Here is a 17879-nt window from a genome sequence, read left to right on the forward strand (position 1 = left end):
GCCCCCATGCACCCCTCCGGAATCCTGCACCTGCGAACCGATGAGGCCGGCGTCGTCCTCGACGTACGCGGGCCCGGCCTGCCCTCCGTCGTGCACTGGGGCGCGCCTCTGGGCGACCTGGACGGCGCCGGCGGTGCCGCGCTGCTGCGCGCCATCGCCCCGCCGCAGGTCGGCAACGCCCCCGACGTCGCCGCCCCGCCGGGGCTGGTGCCCGACCCCGGCACCGGCTACAGCGGGCGCCCCGGGCTGCGCGGGCACCGCTCCGGCGCCGACTGGGCGGCGTCGTTCACCCTCGACGGCCCCCTCACCCACGACACCGCCTCGGCCGCCTACCGCGCCACCGACGCCTCCGCCGCGCTCACCCTGACCGGCGAACTGCACCTGGACCCCTCCGGCCTGCTCCGGCTGCGCCACACCCTCCGCAACGACGGCGACGCCCCCTACGTCCTCGACGGCCTGGAAGCCGCCCTGCCCGTCCCCCGGCGCGCCGCCGAGATCCTCGACTTCACCGGCCGCTGGTCCCGGGAGCGCCACCCGCAGCGCCACCCCTTCCCCGCCGGCGCGTGGGTGCGGGAGAGCCGCCGCGGGCGCACCGGCCACGACGCCACCATCGGCCTGCTGGCGGGGACCCCCGGGTTCGGCTTCCGCAGCGGCGAGGTGTGGGGCGTGCACGTCGCCTGGAGCGGCGACCACGTCACCTACGCCGAGCGCCGGCCGGAGGGCGGCTCCGCGCTGGGCGGCGGCGAACTCCTCCTGCCCGGCGAGATGATCCTCGCCCCTGGCGGCTCCTACACCACCCCCTGGATCCACGCCGCCTACAGCGCGCGCGGCCTCGACGGCATCGCCGCCGCCTTCCACCGCCGGCTGCGCGCCCGCCCCGGCCACCCCGGCCCCGACCGGCCGCGCCCGGTCGTCCTCAACACCTGGGAGGCGGTCTACTTCGACCACGACCCCGGCCGCCTGCTAAGCCTCGCCCGCACCGCCGCCGGGATCGGGGTGGAGCGCTTCGTCCTGGACGACGGCTGGTTCCGCAACCGGCGCGACGACACCGCCGGGCTCGGCGACTGGCACGTCGACCGCGGCGTATGGCCCGACGGCCTGCACCCCCTCGTCGACGGCGTGCGCGACCTGGGCATGGAGTTCGGCCTGTGGGTCGAGCCCGAGATGGTCAGCCCCGACTCCGACCTCTACCGCGCGCACCCCGGCTGGGCGCTGCGCCGCCCCGACGGCGCGCTGCCCGTCGCCTGGCGCCACCAGCAGGTGCTCGACCTCGCCCATCCCGGCGCCTACGCCCACATCCTGGGCCGGCTCGACGCCCTGCTGAGCGAGTACGCCATCGGCTACCTCAAGTGGGACCACAACCGGGACCTCGTCGAGGCCGGCCACCAGGGCCGCGCCGGCGTCCACACCCAGACCAGGGCGGTCTACCGGCTGCTGGACGAGCTGCGGGCGCGCCACCCGCGGGTCGAGATCGAAAGCTGCTCCTCCGGGGGCGGCCGGGTGGACCTGGAGATCCTGGAGCGCACCGACCGCGTCTGGGCCAGCGATTGCATCGACCCCCTCGAACGGCAGACCGTCCAGCTGTGGACCGGGCTGTTCCTGCCGCCGGAACTCGTGGGCGCCCACGTCGGCTCCGCGCGCTCGCACACCACCGGACGCACCCACGACCTGTCCTTCCGCGTCGCCACGGCGCTGTTCGGCCACTTCGGCATCGAGTGGGACATCACCCGCGCCCCGCGGCGCGAACTGGAGCGGCTCGCGGGCGCGATCGCCCTCTACAAGGAGCTGCGGCCCCTGCTGCACAGCGGCGACGCCGTGCACGCCGACCTCCCCGGCACCTCGGACGTCCTGCGCGGCACGGTGGCCGCCGACCGCTCCGAGGCGGTGTTCTGCCTGGCCCGCCTCGCCTCCGCCGAGCCGGCCGTGCCCGATCCGGTCCCGCTCCCGGGGCTCGACCCCGCGTGCGACTACGAGGTCGCCCTCCTCGACCCCGCCGGGCCGCCGCCCCCGCACCCCGCCGCCCCGTGGGCCGCGGCGGGGACGCTGCGCGTCCCCGGCCGGGTACTCACAACGGTCGGCCTGCGGTTCCCCGCCCTCCACCCGGAGCAGGCGTGCCTGGTGCGGGTGCGCGCGGTCCGCTGAGCGTCCCTACAGGCTGGCGAGGTCGGCGAGGAATGCGTGCCACTCGGACGCGGGGATGGTGAGCGTCACGCCGTCTCTGTGCTGCGTGTCGCGGACGAGGGTGGTTCGCCCTTCCGCCACCTCGACGCACTGATTCGTCGCGCCGCTGTAGCTGGACTTGTGCCAAGCCTTCATGTCACTCATGCTCCAACTTTCTCATTTCGTCCCGGAGCATGGTCGCCGTGGTGTCGTGGTCCAGCGCCGCGGCCTGTAGCGCCCCGTACAGCATCCGGTATCGAGCCACACCTTCGGCCGATGTGACGATCTGCCCCTCATGGATGCTCTCCGCGTACACCGCGTCCGGATTGCCCCCGATGACGATGAACGAACCGGACACACCGGGATGCCGCGCCGAGGCAGGGGGGAGGACTTGCAGGTGTAGCCGATCGCGCTCCACGAGATCGGCCACATGGGTCAACTGCTCCAGCATGATCTTCGCAGAGCCGTAGCGGCGGTCCAGCACCGTCCCGTCGACGACTGCCCACAGGGATGGGCTCTCCGTGGCCAGGATCGCGTCCGCGTCGGCACGTCGCTCGTTCACCTTGTCCTCGACCTGCTCGGCGGAGAGCCATGGCGCACCGGCGCGGATGATCGTCCGGGCATAGGCATCCGTCTGTAGGTATCCCGGGAAGACGAACCCCTGGTAGTCGTACAGCGCAGCAGCCTGGCGTAGCAGCACCGAGACCTCTTCCAACCATGCCTGACGCCCACTGCCGCTCACGTCGTCCCACGTTCGGGCGAAATGGTCTCCCAACCGCATGGCCGCGTCCAGGCGGGCGACGAGACCGGGTGTCGGTTCCCGGTAGCCGCGTTCGAGGTTCGACAGATGGGACGCGCTGACGTCCCCTATGAGGCGCGCAAGCGCGTCCTGAGTGAGTTCGCGACCTTTGCGGAGCCGTGACAGCTCGCGTCCGAATCTCCGCGCCGCCGTGGATCCTTTCGTGTCTGCCATCTCACTAGTGCACCACGTCCCGCCATGCTTTTCAGAGAAATCCTTCATAAATCCACGGGACTGCCCACTACCACTCATCGTCCGCCAAGGACTTATGACGGCACCTGCGCCAGAGCACTATGGACATGTGATCGCGGTTTCGCTGATCACACCCTTGAACGCAGGCCGCCCCGGCGTCGCTCCACACGACCCGGGGCACGGCCACCGTCTACCCCTGGGAGAAGCAACGATGGCGATGAACAGCGTACCCAAACGACGCAACCGCGTACGGCCGTACCGGGTGAAATGGGAACAAGACGAATACAGCGCGCGTCTTGCACGCGCCGCGTGACTGGCACGACGCACGCGCACGGCACTGGCGGCTGCACGGGCCCAGCGGCTGGAGGCCGTCGCATGATCTCCGACATCCGGCAGGTCACCATGCCGGAACTGCGCCGCTGGGCCCTGGACCACGGAGTCGGGATCCGAGAGCTGGACAGCCCCGACCTCCTGGGCTTCCGGATCTTCGCGGCCGAAAGCGGCAACGAGACCCGCGTTGCCAAGCTCCCTCCGAACGAGCCCGTCGCCATCCGCGAGAAATGGGACGCCCACGTCCGCGAAACCCTCGCCCGGATGACCGAACCCGAACTCCGGAACTACCTCTGGGAGTACCCCATGTACGGCCACCCCGGCTTCCAGACCTGATCTCGTCGTTCACCCTCGGCCCGTGACTGGAGCACCCTCCGGCCACGGGCTTCGTCGAACACCCCCTCACAGGCCCGCAACGGCCCTGGCGCCGTCGCGCCATCCTGACCATTCCACGTGAAATCCTGTGGAGCACACGCTAGACTGTGGTCATGTCGACCAGAAACCTGACCATCCAACTCGACGAGGAACTCGTCCGCGAGGCGAAGGTCCTGGCAGCCGAGGAAGGCACCTCCGTCAGCGCCATGGTGGCGCGGGATCTGAGGGACCGGATCGCGGCCCGGAGCCGACGCAACCAGGCAATGCGCGCAGCACTGGAGTCCATGAACGAGGCAGCCGGGTCGGGGCGCCAGGCTCCTCACTGGACCCGTGGGGAGCTGTACGACCGGTGACCGACGCACTCTCCGAGCCGATCTTCATCGACACCAACATCCTGCTCTACGCCCACGGCGTCAGCGAAGACGATCCGCGCGCCGGACGCGCCAGGGACGTTCTGACCCAGCTGTGGCGCACCGAGAACGGTGTCCTCAGCACCCAGGTGCTTCAGGAGTTCTACGCCGTAGCCACCAAGAAGCTCAAACCACCACTGCCCGGGAGCAAGGCCCGCGGCCTCGTCGCCGCGTACACCGATTGGTGCACCGTACCGACCGACCCGGCACTGATCGTCGCAGCGGGCGCACTCGCGGAGCAGCACACGCTGGCCTTCTGGGACGCCTTGATCGTCGAGGCGGCACTCAGGGCGGGAGCCGCGAGGCTGCTCTCCGAAGACCTCCAGCACGGCCGAAGGTTCGGCAGCCTTCTCATCGAGAATCCGTTGCTCGATACGTGATCCTGCTGCCTGGCCGGTGGCCTGATCAGTGGCGGTCGGATCCGGGCGGGGCGGCGGTGCGGGCATGGCCTAGAATCGGGGGCCCGCCGTCCCGGCCAGGTCCGCCCCGAGCCTGCCCGGCGCCGTGGCCCTCTCCTCCGCTGTCCGGCCCCTTCCGGCACTGACGAAACCCGGTCCTCACGTGCGATTCCCGATGAAGACGGCCGCCGCGAGCGCGGCCCTGGCCGCGGCCCTCTCCACGGCCGCCGTCCTGGCGGCCCCGGCGTCCGCCGCCTCCTACAACGACGTCTGCGGCTCCGGGTACGGGGTCGTCAACTCGGCCGACCTGCCCGGCGGCGCCGGCACGGTCTTCCTCACCTACAACGCCGCCAACGGCCGCAACTGCGCCGTCAACGTCCGCAGCTCCGCGGGTGAGCGGCTGCCGATGGACGTCCAGCTGGCGCGCTCCGACGACCCCGACTCCGCCGTCCTGGACACCGGCGACTTCACCGAGTACGCGGGGCCGGTCTACCTGGAGGCCGCCGGGCAGTGCGTCACCTGGAGCGGCATCACCGGCGGCCAGCAGGCGGGCAAGGCCGGCACCAACTGCGGGTGACCCCTCCCCCTGCTTTCTCCGGCCTGGTCAACACACTGTTGAACCGAACTACCATGTGCCGAGTCTTATCGGACGAAAGTGTCACGCGACATGGGGGACCGACAGATGGGCGACCGTAGAAATGGCTGACGGGCCGAGCAGGCGAGACCGAGGGCGGGGGGACTCCGCCGACGACGCCGACCGGACCGCCGTGTTCCGCAGGGGCGCCGGCGGTGGTCCCGACGAGATCGAGCGCATGTACCGGCCCCGGGAGTCCGGGCAGCGCTCGGCGGGCGGGCCGCGGCAGGAACGGCGCCGGGCACCGGCCGACGGCGGAACCCCCAGGCCGCCGCGCGGGCGCGAGTACGAAGGCTCCGGACGCGCCCGCCGCCAGCGCGAGCAGCGCCGGCGCCGCCGGCGCACGATCCTGGTCACCCTGCTCATCGTGATCCTCGTGGTGCCGGCGGCGTTCTACTTCTGGGCCGACTCCCGGCTCGAACGGCTCGACGCGATGCCCGCCGCCGATGACGCGCGCCCCGAGGACCAGCCCGGCACGACCTACATGATCGTGGGCTCCGACAGCCGGGACGGGCTCAGCGACGACGACCTCCAGAACCTGCGCACCGGCCAGGCCGAGGGCAAGCGCACCGACACGATCATGGTGCTGTACGTGCCCGAGGGCGAGGGCCGGCCCACCATCATCAGCGTGCCGCGCGACTCCTACGTCCCCATCCCCGGGATCGGCGAGAACAAGATCAACGCGGCGTTCTCCGAGGAGCTGGGCGGCGGCCCCGACACCCTGGTGCAGTCGTTCGAGGACGCGAGCGGGGTGCGCATCGACCACTACGTCGAGATCGGCTTCGCGGGGTTCGTGGACATCGTCGACGCCGTGGGCGGGGTGGAGATGTGCCCCGAGGAGCCCATGGAGGACCCCAAGGCGGGCCTGGACATCGAGGCGGGCTGCCAGCAGATGGACGGGCAGACCGCGCTGGGCTACGTGCGCACGCGCGCCACGATCCGCGCCGACCTCGACCGCATCCAGCGGCAGCGCGAGTTCTTCAGCGCCCTGATCACGCAGTCGACCGCCACCGAGACCCTGGTGAACCCGTTCCGGTCGGTGCCGCTGGTCATGGAGGGCACCGACACGTTCATGGTCGACGAGGACGACCACCTCAGCGACCTGGCCGGCCTGGCGCTGGCCATGCGCGAGAGCCCGGCCACCACCTCGGTGCCCGTGGGCTCCACACCCACACTGCCCAATGTGGGGTCGGTGGTGCTGTGGGACGAGACGCTGTCGGCCGAGATGTTCACGGCCATGCAGGAGGGCCGCGAGATCCCGGAGTCGGCGCTGCAGGACTGATCCGCGCGGCCGCGGTGCGCCGACCCCCACGGGGCCGCGGCCGCGGCCGGCGGACGAACCCGTCGCAAGAGAGAAAGAGAAAGGGCCCGTCGCCGAAGCGACGGGCCCTTCCCTTGACGTTCCGCACCGCGCGCGCCTACCCCCCAGCGGGCGCGTGGCCGGCACGTCGGCCTGGATGGCCTCGTCTGAGACGAGGCCGCGACCACGGTCCGTCGGGCATGCCGACGGGCCGATGGTCCCAATATAGGGCAATGTTCGCGAACTACGCGAATCGCACGACAGTGGTGTTCGACGCACCACCCCGGAACGTTCACCGTCCGTGTCGGTGTGCTTCATTCTCGCATCCGGCGCGCCCGCGCGGGCGAAAACCGGGAATCCGGTCCGCACGGTTCCCGCCGCCCGCGCGGACGCCTCCCGCACAATGCGGCGGGCCGCCCCGCCGCGGTGCGGCGGGACGGCCCGGTCGTGCGGACGCGCGATCCCGAGGGATCAGGCGAGGCGCTTCTGAAGGTTCTCGTCCAGCGCGGCCAGGAACTGCTCCGTGGTCAGCCACTCCTGCTCGGCACCCACCAGAAGGGCGAGGTCCTTGGTCATCTGGCCGCCCTCGACGGTCTTGATGACGACGTCCTCCAAGGCGGTGGCGAACCCGGTCACCGCGGGGGTGTTGTCGAGCTTGCCGCGGTGCTCCAGGCCGCGCGTCCAGGCGAAGATGGACGCGATCGGGTTGGTGGAGGTGGGCTTGCCCTGCTGGTGCTGGCGGAAGTGCCGGGTGACCGTGCCGTGGGCGGCCTCGGCCTCGACCGTGCGGCCGTCGGCGGTGCGCAGCACCGAGGTCATCAGGCCCAGCGACCCGAAGCCCTGCGCGACGGTGTCGGACTGCACGTCACCGTCGTAGTTCTTGCACGCCCAGACGTAGCCGCCCTCCCACTTGAGCGCGGCGGCGACCATGTCGTCGATCAGCCGGTGCTCGTAGGTGATGCCCGCGGCGTCGAACTTCTCCTGGAACTCGGTCTCGAAGATCTCGGCGAACACGTCCTTGAACATGCCGTCGTAGGCCTTGAGGATGGTGTTCTTGGTCGACAGGTACACCGGGTACCCGCGGTCGAGGCCGTAGTTCAGGCTGGCGCGCGCGAAGTCCTCGATGGACTTGCGGTAGTTGTACATGCCCATGGCGATGCCGCCGCCCTCCGGGAAGTTGGCGACCTCCATCTCCACGGGCTCGCTGCCGTCCTCGGGCGTGTAGGTGATGGTCACCGTGCCGGGGCCGGGCACCTTGAAGTCGCTGGCCCGGTACTGGTCGCCGTGGGCGTGGCGGCCGATGATGATGGGCTTGGTCCAGCCCGGGACCAGCCGGGGGACGTTCTCACAGATGATCGGCTCGCGGAAGACGACGCCGCCGAGGATGTTGCGGATGGTGCCGTTGGGCGACCGCCACATCTTCTTCAGGCCGAACTCCTCGACCCGGGCCTCGTCGGGCGTGATGGTCGCGCACTTGACGCCGACCCCGAACTCCTTGATCGCGTTCGCGGCGTCGACCGTGATCTGGTCGTCGGTGCGGTCGCGCTCCTCCATGCCGAGGTCGTAGTACTTCAGGTCGACGTCGAGGTACGGCAGGATCAGCCGCTCCTTGATGAACGACCAGATGATGCGGGTCATCTCATCGCCGTCGAGCTCGACTACGGGGTTCTCAACCTTGATCTTGGCCATGGCTGCGTGGCTGTCCCTTCATTGCGGTTGGCCGTCGTGTGGCGGGAGGCCCGGCGCGGACGCGACGGGCCGCGCCGGGGCTCGCACGGCGCGGCGCCGGCGTGCGGTCCACGCCGTGCCTCGTGAGACGGCCGCAAAGCCGTGGACCGCGCCGGCACCGGGTCCACACGCTTGCACAGCGGCCCCACCGGCCTATCAGCGGCTCCGTCGATCGAACATATGCGGTATCTCGATATCAAGCTTATTAGACGCCTACGCGGACAGTTGCGGCGCTACCCACGCAAGCACGATCAGCGCGACCGCCAGCACGGTCACGGTGGCGATGTCGACCCAGCGGCTGCGCACGGCCAGCATGCCGATCTTCTCGGGGGGCAGCAGCCACCGGAACGCCGCGGCAAGCAGCAGGGCGCCGGCGATCAGCGCCGGGCCGCGCTTGAAATACGCGGCGGCCACGACGACGATCCCCGCCGCCATGGTCGCCAGCACCAGGAAGTAGGGGACCTGGGAGAGCCACCCGGGCGTTTCGCCGCCAGGGGCGGGCGCCGGCCCGTCGCCGGGCCGCCCGTCCTCGGGCGCGGTCGCCGGATCGGGCTCCTCCTCGGATGAGTGTGCCTCGGGTGCTACCGCTTCCTCCACCGCTTTTTGGCCCACCGTAAACCTCACGCTCGCACGCACGAATCCGGAAACGGCTCCCGCGGACCGGACGGGCCCTGGCGCGGACCGGCCGCGAACGGCGGTGCCGCGACCCAAACCACGGCGCGCGTGAAACCGACGGCGGAGCCGGCTTGGTCCGACTACCCATCGTCACTGGCCACAGCGGAACCCATTGTAATGAGACCGCTCTGCTCCCGCCTCACGCCCCACCGTATCGGCCGCGGGCGCTGTGATGTCGCGTCTGACCCTATTCCCGGGAAATACCGTAAACGTGCTGAGATACCTGTCTAACTCGGCAGTAAGAGCGTAGAACGTCCGGCGCCCGGGTAACCAGTGAGGAGACGAGTGCCACGGTGAGCGAGGACAGCCCCCCATGAATCCCACTCAACCAGCGATACCCGACCGAACCGTCTCCACCGCAATGCGCACTGCCGCGCCCCACCGTGCACTCCCCCACAGGCCGCGCCCCACACTGGGAGGAACCGTGGACGGGCCCTACATGCGGGTCGAGGAAAGCGGGGACGTACAGCAGCTCAAGACAGAGGTCACCACCGTCGGACGCGGAGAAGGAGCCGATATCCACCTCAGCGACCCCAGCGTGTCCCAGCTCCACGCCGAGCTGGTGCGCCGCGGGCCGTACGTCTACGTGGTCGACCTCGGCCTCTCACGCAACGGCACCAGGGTCAACGGCCGTCCCATCGCACGCCGCGTCCTCGAAGAAGGCGACGTCGTCAGCTTCGGGAGCGCGCGCTGCAAGATCGGCGGCCTGCCCCGGGAAGAGCTCAACCCTGACGTGGAACTGCGCAGGGGAGCCGCTCCCGAACTCACCCGGAGGGAGCTCGACGTCCTCACGTCGCTCTGCCGCCCCGCTCTCTCCGACGAAGCCTTCGTCTCCCCGGCCACCGCCCGGGAGATCGCCGAAGACCTGGTCGTGACCGAGGCCGCTGTGAAACAGCACCTGCTCCGCCTCTACCAGAAATTCCGAATCCCCGAGGGCCCCAACCGCCGCACGCGGCTCGCCAATGAGGTGGTCGCCCTCGGCCTGGTACGCCCGATGCCCGTGCTGGACCGGGAACGCAAAGCCAGCTGACTCCAAGGGGCCTCCTCCCGGTAGAGGCCCCTTGCCATCCGCGCCGCACCGGACGGGCCCACCCCACCGCATCCGGGCGGCGCGCCACGCGGTAGTGCCGGCGCCGCTCTCAGCCGGCCAGGCGCTCCGCGGCCTCCACCACGTTGACCAGCAGCATCGCGCGGGTCATCGGCCCCACACCCCCCGGGTTCGGCGCCACGTGCCCGGCCACCTCGCGCACGTCCAGCGCCACATCCCCGACCAGGCCCTCCTCGGTCCGGGTGACACCGACGTCCAGCACCGCCGCCCCCGGCCGCACCATGTCCTTGGTGATCAGCCCAGGGACACCGGCCCCGGCCACCACGATGTCGGCCCGGCGGGTGTGCTCGGCGAGGTCGCGCGTACCGGTGTGGCACAGGGTCACCGTCGCGTTCTCGCTGCGGCGGGTCAGCAGCAGCCCCAGCGGGCGGCCCACGGTCACACCCCGCCCCACGACCACGACCTCGGCGCCCTTCAGGGCGACCCCGTAGCGCGTCAGGAGCTCCACGATCCCGCGCGGCGTGCACGGCAGCGGGGCGTCCTCCATCAGCACCAGCTTGCCCAGGTTCTGCGGCTGGAGGCCGTCGGCGTCCTTGTCCGGGTCGATGAGGCCCAGCACCCGGTTCTCGTCCAGCCCCCGGGGCAGCGGGAGCTGCACGATGTAGCCCGTGCACGCCGGGTCGGCATTGAGCTCCGCCACCGCGGCCTCGACATCGGCCTGGGTCGCCGAGGCCGGGAGGTCGCGGCGCAGGCTCGCGATGCCGACCTCGGCGCAGTCGCGGTGCTTGCCCTTCACATAGGAGTGGCTGCCCGGGTCGTCGCCGACGAGCACCGTGCCCAGGCCGGGCACGACGCCCTTGGCCCGCAGCGCCGCCACGCGGTCCGCCAGCTCCGCTCGGATCGCCGCCGCGGTGGCCTTGCCGTCCAGGATCTGCGCGCTCATATGTTGCGCCCTTCCGTGCCGGGGAGAGGTGTGTGGGAGTCGGGAACCGTCAGTGGAAGAAGTGCCGGGTCCCGGTGAAGTAGAGCGTGGCCCCCGCCCGCTCCGCGGCGGCGACGACCTCCTCGTCGCGCACCGATCCGCCCGGCTGCACCACGGCCCGTACCCCGGCCCCGGTGAGGACCTCCAGGCCGTCGGCGAACGGGAAGAACGCGTCGCTGGCCGCGACCGAGCCCTGCACCCGGTCGCCGGCCCGGGTGACCGCAAGGCGCGCGGAGTCGACCCGGTTCACCTGGCCCATGCCCACACCGACGGTCGCCCGGTCGGCGGCCAGCAGGATGGCGTTGGACTTCACCGCGCGCACCGCGCGCCAGGCGAACTCCAGGTCGGCCAGCGTGGCGTCATCGGCGGCGGCGCCCGCGCGCAGCTCCCAGTTGGCGGGGTCGTCGCCGGGGGCGTCGACCGCGTCGGCGCTCTGCAGCAGCGTCCCCCCGCTGATCGCGCGCGCCTCGGGACGCGCACCGCGGTCGGGCGGGGCGACCACCAGCAGCCGGATGTTCTTCTTGCGGGTGAGGACGTCGACCGCGCCGGCCTCGAACCCGGGCGCCACCAGCACCTCGGTGAACACGTCGGCGACCTGCTCGGCCATCGCCGCGCTCACCGGGCGGTTGGCGGCGATGACACCGCCGAACGCCGACACCGGGTCGCAGGCGTGCGCCTTGGCGTGCGCCTCGGCGATGCCGCCGCCCACCGCGATGCCGCACGGGTTGGCGTGCTTGATGATGGCCACGCACGGCTCGGCGAAGTCGTAGGCCGCGCGCAGCGCGGAGTCCGCGTCGACGTAGTTGTTGTACGACATCTCCTTGCCGTGCAGCTGCTCCGCGCCCGCCAGGCCCGGCCCGGCCGGGTCGTCCGAGCGGTACAGGGCGGCCCGCTGGTGCGGGTTCTCGCCGTAGCGCAGGGTCGCGGCACGGCGGTAGGCCGTGGCGTGGAACTCCGGCCAGCCGGTCTCGGCCGCGGTGTCGTCGGGGGCGTAGGCCGAGGCGAACCAGCCCGCCACCGCCGCGTCGTAGGCGGCGGTGTGCGCGAACGCCTGGGCCGCCAGGCGCTTGCGCTGCTCCAGCGGGAAGCCGCCGCTCCGGGCGGCCTCGATCACCTCGTCATAGCGGGCGGGGTCCACGACGACCGCGACGCTGCCGTGGTTCTTGGCGGCGGAGCGCACCATGGCGGGGCCGCCGATGTCGATCTTCTCGATGCACTCCTCGGGGGAGGCGCCCGAGGCGACGGTGGCGGAGAAGGGGTAGAGGTTCACCACGACCAGGTCGAACGCCGCGATGCCGAGCTCCTCCAGGGTCGCCCGGTGGTCGTCCTTGGTGCGGTCGGCCAGGATGCCAGCGTGCACGGCCGGGTGGAGGGTCTTGACCCGGCCCTCCAGGCACTCCGGGAAGCCGGTGACGTCCTCGACGGGGGTGACGGGGACGTCGACGGCCGCCAGGCGGGCCGCGGTCGAGCCCGTGGACACGATCTCCACCCCGGCCTCCGCGAGGCCGTATCCGAGCTCCTCCAGCCCGGTCTTGTCGTAGACGCTGATCAGCGCGCGCCGAATGGGCTGCTGGGTCACCGGTTCTCCTCTGCAACGTTGCCGGTTGATGGGGTCGGCCCGGGCTCGGCCGAGCCCAGCCGCACGTGACGGTCCTCCAGGGTCCAGCCCTCGCGGGCCAGCCGGCCCACGACGCCGACCAGCATGTTCCGCTCGACCGCCTTGATGCGCTCGTGCAGGGAGTGCACGTCGTCGCCGGGCTCCACCCGGACGGTCACCTGTTCGATGACCGGGCCGGTGTCGACCCCCTCGTCGACGAAGTGCACCGTGGCGCCCGTGACCTTGACGCCGTAGGCCAGCGCGTCGCGGACGGCGTGCGCGCCGGGGAAGGCCGGGAGCAGGGCGGGGTGGATGTTGATCACGGGGTACCGGCTCAGCACCTCGGGACCGAGGATCCGCATGAACCCGGCCGAGACGACCAGATCGGGCCGGTGCTCGGCGATCCGCTCGGCCAGAGCGGTGTTCCACCGCGCGCGGTCGGCGTAATCGGAGAAGGGGGTGGTGAAGGTGGGGACCCCGGCCTGCTGCGCCCGGACGATGCCCTTCGCGCTCGCACGGTCGGCCCCGACGGCGACGATGCCCGCGCCGTACCCGGGGTCCGCCGCGGCGTCGAGCAGGGCGGCCATGTTGCTTCCCGTGCCCGAGATGAGAACGACTACTCGCGCCGACAGTGTGCTTCCTCCTCATGGGAAAACCAGCGGGAACAGCGCGTTCCCGGCGGCCACGGGCGCGCGGGGGTGCGCGCGGCATCCGGGCCGCGTGTGCCTGTGGGCGGGCCGCCGACGGCCCCGGGAACGGGACCGGGCGAGGACACCTCGGCCCGTCCGCGTGGCAAGCCTATCTCGCCAGGTAGCGTCTACTCGAAGAGACCCGTGTGCGCGGCCCCGCGAGGGCGCCGCCAGGGTCGCCGTTCGATCCGCTTCGCCGTGAGGCACTTTCCCCGAGGAGCACTTGTGACCATCGAGCCGCCGGAGCCGCGCACTGACGGGCAGCAGCCCACTGTGGAACGAGGCGGCCTGTGGGGGCTCTTCTTCTCCGCCGCCGGGCTCCTGCTGCCCCCCTTCGGCGTCGTCCTCTCCGTCCTGGGGATCTTCCAGGGGCGCCGGGCCCGCAAGGCCGCCCGGCAGGCCAAGGGCGTGGCGCCCGGGGCGCTGCTGAGCCAGATCCTGGGGTGGGTGGGCGTCGCCGTCTCGGTCTTCGCGATCATCGGCTACACGGTCTTCTGGCAGGAGTACAGCGACTACCGCGCGTGCACGGCGCGCGCGCACACGGAGAGCTCCCAGCAGGCGTGCGACCAGGCGCTGCGCGAAGGCATCGCCGAGCGCGCCGGCGTCCCCGTCGAGCGGGTCCCCGAACTCACCGCGGGGGGCTGACCCGGGGGCCGGCACCCCGCCTGCCCGGACCGTGATGTCGGCCACACCCGCCGCCCTCCGGCCCGCTCGCCGCCGAGGCTCACCCCGCGGGGCCGTCGCGCTCCTCGGGGGCGCCCGCGGCCGCGGGGTCGAGCGCCTCCGGGGCGGCCTCGTAGGTGATGCCGTACAGCTCTTCGGCCTCCGCGTCGTCCTCCTCCGCGGCCCCGCGCCGGGGACCCCACCGCAGCGCGGCCGGCAGCCGCAGGCCGCGGCGGGCGGGGCGCGGGGCCGCCTCCTCCGGCCCTCCGTTGTCCGGCACCGGTTCCGGCCCGGGATCCGCGACGGGTCGCCGCACGGGCCGGGCGGGAGCGACGGGCGGCACCGCGGCGGCCCGCCGGGGCCGGGGACGGGCCGCCGCGGCCGGCCGGGCCGGGCGGGCCGCCGGGGCCGCCGCGGCCGGGGCCGCCCGGTCCCCCGACTCGCCGTCCTCGCCCGCGTCGCCCGCACCGGAGTCCGCGTCCCCTTCGGCTCCGGCCGCACGGAAGTACCGCCAGTGGGCCAGCCAGGCCGTGATCGCGGCGGCGACGCCCACCTCCAGCGCCGTGATCAGCCCGACCTGCCAGGGCGAGGGCCCCACCGTCGCCAGGCGCTCGGCCCCCAGGGGCCCGCCGGCCAGGATCGACAGGGCCGCGCACACCAGCCCGGTGGTCACCCCGCACACGAACCCCCACAGCGGCGCCGCCTCGCTGACCACGGTCGGCGCGCTGCGCTGGGTCAGCACCCCCGCCACTCCGCCGGCGAGGAAAGGGGCGGCCAGGGCGATGATCGACAGCGCCGGCGCCGGGCCGTTCTCCGGCAGCGCGGCGAGCATCGGGAACAGGGGCAGCGGCCCCACCGCCACGCCGGTGGGGGCGACCATGGTGCCCGCGCCCACCGCGAAGCCGGGACCGACCGCGTAGGCGACGCCGAAGACGACCGCGTTGGGGACGTAGATCAGCTGCATGGCGAGCAGCAGCGCACCTCCGACGACCCCCGGCTCCAGCTCGCGGGTGGTCGCCGCCGCCTCCTCGAACCCGGCGATGAGCGACGCGCAGAACAGCACGGCGCCGGCCAGCAGCAGCAGCCCCGTGGCGCTTGCGGTGCCCACCAGCAGCGAACGGGGACGCTCGGGCATCAGGCTCAGCAGCCGCCGCCGCGGGATGCCCTTGTCCTTGAGCAGCTGGAGCAGGGCGCCCAGCCCGCCCGCGAGGAACGCCAGGACGAAGCCGGCCACCAGGGCCTGGGGCATGCTCGGCCGGATCACCTCGGTCTGGCCGATCAGCGCCAGGGTGCCGCAGATGGCCGCGTAGGGGCCGGCGATCGCCAGGGCGGCCCGGAACACGTGGCGCAGCCGGGGCAGCTCACAGCTGCGCGCCAGCCAGCGCCCGGCCCGGTACAGGAGCAGGCCGGGCAGCACCACCAGCCCCAGCGGGAGCATGGTGACCCGGCCGCCGGGGATGCCGAACCCGACGTTGTGGCCGACCAGCCAGCCCTGGACCGCGGTGCGGAACACGCCGAGGAAGTCCTCGCCGAAGGTGCCGTGCGGTGCGGCCACCCACCCCACGACGGTCAGAGTGGTGATCACGACCAGCCCGACACCCGCCGCCCAGGCGGCGGCGATACCGCCGGCGGTGTAGAGCGGACGCGGCTGCTCGCCGGCCGCCGCGGGCTGGGGCCCCGGCGGTGGGCCGCCGCGCCCGGGGCGCCGGCCGTCCCCGGAACGGCGGTCGCGGGCACCGCCGTCGGACCGCTCGGGGGGCCGTCCGCGGCCGTTGTGCCGGGACCGGCCGGAGTCCGCGGCGGTGCCGCGTTTCGGGGAAGGCTGTGCGGGCGCGCTCACCCCGCCCATGCTGCCAGCCTTATGACCGTCTCGCGGGCTTTGCTCCAGGCGTGTCGGAGTGTCGCGCTTCCCCTCCGGCCGCCCGCGGTGCTAGCGCGTTCTCCGGTGCGGCAACGCGGCAACGCGGCAGTGCGGCAGTGCGGCGTGCGGGCCGCCGGGGCGGTGCCCGGGGACCGGACCGCGTGCCGACCGCAGTGCGGATGTCCTCGCGGGTGTCGACTCCGCCGGTGATCCGCGGTCCTGCGGTGCGACCGGGCGGACGAGACGGTGACGGGGGCCGGTGGCCAGGCTCTCACGACGTCGCGCCCGCCAGCCCGCCAGTGCGGTGGATGCCCATGAGGGCCGCGAGCGGGGGCGACTGATCCCGTGGAGGACACGAGGTCGGCCGGTCACCGGGCCGGACCCCGCCAGGAGACAGCCCGAGAACACCACCGCCGACTCCGATGGGGCCGCCGACCGCTCGCCGACCGGGCGGACGAGACGGTGACGGGGGCCGGTGGCCGGGCTCTCACGACGTCGCGCCCGCCAGCCCGACAGCCCGCCAGTGCGGTGGATGCCCACGCGGGCCGCGCGCGGGACCGGCGGATCCCGTGGAGGACACGACGTCGGCCGGTCACCGGGCCGGACCCCGCCAGGAGACAGCCCGAGAACACCACCGCCGATGAGGGTCGCCGGGCTGCCTGCGGCGGGCTCGGTGGCGGGTGGCCACCGGTCGGTGAGCACCCATCCTCACGGACCGCTGCGCGTCCTCCCGGCGGATCGTCCCCCGCCGGCCGGCCGGGAGAACCGATCGCCGATGAGAGGTCACGCCCGCAGCCGATGCGCGGGTACGGGTTCACCGGTGCGCCGGTGGTTCTCCCTCAGGCCGCCGGGGACCGGGACCTCCTACGGTGAAGCCGCCGCCTGGACCCATGACCATCCGCTCTCGGCCCGACACCCCGGCGCACGGGACGTCCGTCAGTAGCCGATGCCGATCGTACGGCCCATCGTGGTGGGGGAGTCGGCCGCGCGCAGCATCTCGGCGGCCAGGTCGGCGCGGGAGATCGCGTATCCGCCGGGGACGTTGGCGTCGGCCGCGGTCCGGTAGCGGCCGGTGGCCGGGCCGTCGGTGAGCCGGGGCGGCCGGAAGATCGTCCAGTCCAGCCCGCTGGCACGCACAGCGTGCTCCATGGCGGCGAGATCGGCGTAGTCCCGCCGCAGCACCGCGCGCAGGACGTGCTTGAGGGTGGCCCGGTAGAGGAGCCGCTCGCCCTTGCCGCCGCGCTGGAGCGGCGCCGCGCTGACCACCAGGAGGCGGCGGGCCGCGCCGCCGCGCATGGCCTTGATCATGTTGGCCACGGCCGGCGCGCACACAGCGGAGGTCTGGCGCGAGGCGCCGCCGAGCGCCGAGACCACGACCCGTGAGCCGCGGATGGCCTCGGCGACCGCTGAGGGGTCGGCGACGTCGGCGGTCACGACGGTCAGCCGCTCGTGGCCGATCTGCAGCCGCGCGGGGTCGCGCACCACAGCGGTGACGTCCTGCCCGCGGGCGAGGGCCTGGTCGACGAGTGCGCGGCCGGTCCCCCCGCTCGCGCCGAAGACCACCAGCGTGCCGCCCATGTCGCTCCGCCTTCCCGATGCGACGCCGCGTCCGGTCGGACCCTGCCTGGTCTGCGGTCGCAACGGGCGCCGCCTGCAAAGGTGCGTCGCTGAACATGGTAGGCGCGCGCCCCCGCCGAACCCCGTCCATGCGGCGCTCCGGCGGGTCCGGCGGAGCCGGGCCGCGGCCCCCGGAGACGCCGACGGCCCGGCCCGCCACCGGTGGAACGGTGGCGGGCCGGGCCGGGTCACGCGGTGGCCGGCGCCGTCCCGGGTGGTGCGGCACCTCGGGGCGGCGGCCGGCCGTCGTTCATGCGGCCGTCACGGCCGGATCGGACCGGGTCCGGTCAGAACAGGGCGCGGGCGAGTTCGGCGGTTTCGGTGGGGGTCTTGCCGACCTTCACCCCGGCCGCCTCCAACGCGTCCTTCTTCGCCGCCGCGGTCCCCGCCGACCCCGACACGATCGCGCCGGCGTGCCCCA

17 protein-coding genes and 1 pseudogene are annotated in these 17879 nt (G+C 73.0%); 8 read left to right on the top strand and 10 right to left on the bottom strand.

Annotated features, from left to right (window positions below):
• Positions 1 to 6 precede the first annotated feature (6 nt).
• Positions 7 to 2142 (top strand): alpha-galactosidase, encoded by a 2136-nt coding sequence (locus ACFO4E_RS28555; protein ID WP_378580160.1) that lies wholly within the window; start codon positions 7 to 9, stop codon positions 2140 to 2142.
• A gap of 6 nt (positions 2143 to 2148) precedes the next feature.
• On the opposite strand, the gene ACFO4E_RS28560 is transcribed toward ACFO4E_RS28555, so the two are convergent.
• On the bottom strand, positions 2149 to 2325 hold the full coding sequence (locus ACFO4E_RS28560; protein WP_378580162.1) for a DUF397 domain-containing protein: 177 nt from the start codon (positions 2323 to 2325) through the stop codon (positions 2149 to 2151).
• Positions 2318 to 3133 (bottom strand): helix-turn-helix domain-containing protein, encoded by an 816-nt coding sequence (locus tag ACFO4E_RS28565; protein WP_378580164.1) that lies wholly within the window; start codon positions 3131 to 3133, stop codon positions 2318 to 2320. Before ACFO4E_RS28565 ends, ACFO4E_RS28560 begins: the two co-directional genes overlap by 8 nt.
• Before the next feature lie 393 nt (positions 3134 to 3526).
• Between ACFO4E_RS28565 and ACFO4E_RS28570 the strand changes: the two genes are divergently transcribed.
• The 5 genes from ACFO4E_RS28570 (at position 3527) to ACFO4E_RS28590 (ending at position 6580) form a co-directional block, all read left to right on the top strand.
• Positions 3527 to 3817, top strand: a complete 291-nt coding sequence (locus ACFO4E_RS28570; RefSeq protein WP_378580166.1) for a hypothetical protein — start codon at positions 3527 to 3529, stop codon at positions 3815 to 3817.
• Between the two features lie 152 nt (positions 3818 to 3969).
• Positions 3970 to 4209: a DUF6364 family protein gene (locus tag ACFO4E_RS28575; RefSeq protein ID WP_378580168.1), complete on the top strand. Its 240-nt coding sequence runs from the start codon at positions 3970 to 3972 to the stop codon at positions 4207 to 4209.
• Positions 4206 to 4646 carry a PIN domain-containing protein gene (locus ACFO4E_RS28580; RefSeq protein ID WP_378580170.1) on the top strand — a complete coding sequence of 147 codons (441 nt, stop codon included), beginning with the start codon at positions 4206 to 4208 and terminating at the stop codon, positions 4644 to 4646. The genes ACFO4E_RS28575 and ACFO4E_RS28580 overlap by 4 nt, the downstream gene beginning before the upstream one ends.
• Positions 4647 to 4839: 193 nt before the next feature.
• Positions 4840 to 5241 (top strand): spore-associated protein A, encoded by a 402-nt coding sequence (locus ACFO4E_RS28585; protein WP_378580190.1) that lies wholly within the window; start codon positions 4840 to 4842, stop codon positions 5239 to 5241.
• A gap of 121 nt (positions 5242 to 5362) precedes the next feature.
• Entirely contained in the window at positions 5363 to 6580 is a 1218-nt protein-coding gene (locus ACFO4E_RS28590) for an LCP family protein (protein WP_378580172.1), read from the top strand.
• Between the two features lie 489 nt (positions 6581 to 7069).
• Here ACFO4E_RS28590 and ACFO4E_RS28595 read toward each other — a convergent pair whose 3' ends face one another.
• Positions 7070 to 8287 (bottom strand): NADP-dependent isocitrate dehydrogenase, encoded by a 1218-nt coding sequence (locus ACFO4E_RS28595; protein WP_378580173.1) that lies wholly within the window; start codon positions 8285 to 8287, stop codon positions 7070 to 7072.
• Positions 8288 to 8539: 252 nt separating this feature from the next.
• Positions 8540 to 8923 (bottom strand): DUF3017 domain-containing protein, encoded by a 384-nt coding sequence (locus tag ACFO4E_RS28600; protein WP_378580174.1) that lies wholly within the window; start codon positions 8921 to 8923, stop codon positions 8540 to 8542.
• Between the two features lie 502 nt (positions 8924 to 9425).
• Here ACFO4E_RS28600 and ACFO4E_RS28605 point away from each other — a divergent pair.
• Positions 9426 to 10031, top strand: a complete 606-nt coding sequence (locus ACFO4E_RS28605) for an FHA domain-containing protein (RefSeq protein ID WP_378533589.1) — start codon at positions 9426 to 9428, stop codon at positions 10029 to 10031.
• Positions 10032 to 10140: 109 nt separating this feature from the next.
• Here ACFO4E_RS28605 and ACFO4E_RS28610 read toward each other — a convergent pair whose 3' ends face one another.
• The 3 genes from ACFO4E_RS28610 to purN are packed head-to-tail and all read right to left on the bottom strand — an operon-like array spanning position 10141 to position 13260.
• Positions 10141 to 10992: a bifunctional methylenetetrahydrofolate dehydrogenase/methenyltetrahydrofolate cyclohydrolase gene (locus ACFO4E_RS28610; protein WP_378580175.1), complete on the bottom strand. Its 852-nt coding sequence runs from the start codon at positions 10990 to 10992 to the stop codon at positions 10141 to 10143.
• 49 nt (positions 10993 to 11041) lie between these two features.
• Positions 11042 to 12610 (bottom strand): bifunctional phosphoribosylaminoimidazolecarboxamide formyltransferase/IMP cyclohydrolase, encoded by a 1569-nt coding sequence (gene purH, locus ACFO4E_RS28615; RefSeq protein ID WP_378580176.1) that lies wholly within the window; start codon positions 12608 to 12610, stop codon positions 11042 to 11044.
• Complete coding sequence (gene purN / locus ACFO4E_RS28620; RefSeq protein ID WP_378580192.1) at positions 12607 to 13260, bottom strand: phosphoribosylglycinamide formyltransferase; 654 nt, start codon at positions 13258 to 13260, stop codon at positions 12607 to 12609. The genes purH and purN overlap by 4 nt, the downstream gene beginning before the upstream one ends.
• 282 nt (positions 13261 to 13542) lie before the next feature.
• Here purN and ACFO4E_RS28625 point away from each other — a divergent pair, with 282 nt between their 5' ends.
• Positions 13543 to 13962, top strand: a complete 420-nt coding sequence (locus ACFO4E_RS28625; protein ID WP_378580178.1) for a DUF4190 domain-containing protein — start codon at positions 13543 to 13545, stop codon at positions 13960 to 13962.
• Between the two features lie 79 nt (positions 13963 to 14041).
• On the opposite strand, the gene ACFO4E_RS28630 is transcribed toward ACFO4E_RS28625, so the two are convergent.
• The 3 genes and pseudogenes from ACFO4E_RS28630 to ACFO4E_RS28640 form a co-directional block, all read right to left on the bottom strand.
• Positions 14042 to 15820 (bottom strand): cell division protein PerM, encoded by a 1779-nt coding sequence (locus ACFO4E_RS28630; protein ID WP_378580180.1) that lies wholly within the window; start codon positions 15818 to 15820, stop codon positions 14042 to 14044.
• Positions 15821 to 16777: 957 nt separating this feature from the next.
• Positions 16778 to 17419, bottom strand: a complete 642-nt coding sequence (locus ACFO4E_RS28635) for an NAD(P)-dependent oxidoreductase (protein WP_378580182.1) — start codon at positions 17417 to 17419, stop codon at positions 16778 to 16780.
• Between the two features lie 326 nt (positions 17420 to 17745).
• Positions 17746 to 17879 (bottom strand): annotated as a pseudogene (locus ACFO4E_RS28640) (succinate--CoA ligase subunit alpha); the annotation flags it as partial.

Origin of the sequence: Nocardiopsis mangrovi, from assembly GCF_042653925.1 — a bacterium.
GTDB lineage: Bacteria > Actinomycetota > Actinomycetes > Streptosporangiales > Streptosporangiaceae > Nocardiopsis_B > Nocardiopsis_B mangrovi.

Bases quoted from the DNA above. Each gene is read 5' to 3' on its own strand.
- ACFO4E_RS28595 (WP_378580173.1), bottom strand. From the start codon at position 8,287: ATGGCCAAGATCAAGGTTGAGAACCCCGTAGTCGAGCTCGACGGCGAT.
- ACFO4E_RS28635 (WP_378580182.1), bottom strand. From the start codon at position 17,419: ATGGGCGGCACGCTGGTGGTCTTCGGCGCGAGCGGGGGGACCGGCCGC.
- ACFO4E_RS28585 (WP_378580190.1), top strand. From the start codon at position 4,840: ATGAAGACGGCCGCCGCGAGCGCGGCCCTGGCCGCGGCCCTCTCCACG.
- ACFO4E_RS28590 (WP_378580172.1), top strand. From the start codon at position 5,363: ATGGCTGACGGGCCGAGCAGGCGAGACCGAGGGCGGGGGGACTCCGCC.
- ACFO4E_RS28610 (WP_378580175.1), bottom strand. From the start codon at position 10,992: ATGAGCGCGCAGATCCTGGACGGCAAGGCCACCGCGGCGGCGATCCGA.
- ACFO4E_RS28555 (WP_378580160.1), top strand. From the start codon at position 7: ATGCACCCCTCCGGAATCCTGCACCTGCGAACCGATGAGGCCGGCGTC.
- ACFO4E_RS28570 (WP_378580166.1), top strand. From the start codon at position 3,527: ATGATCTCCGACATCCGGCAGGTCACCATGCCGGAACTGCGCCGCTGG.
- ACFO4E_RS28560 (WP_378580162.1), bottom strand. From the start codon at position 2,325: ATGAGTGACATGAAGGCTTGGCACAAGTCCAGCTACAGCGGCGCGACG.
- ACFO4E_RS28565 (WP_378580164.1), bottom strand. From the start codon at position 3,133: ATGGCAGACACGAAAGGATCCACGGCGGCGCGGAGATTCGGACGCGAG.
- ACFO4E_RS28575 (WP_378580168.1), top strand. From the start codon at position 3,970: ATGTCGACCAGAAACCTGACCATCCAACTCGACGAGGAACTCGTCCGC.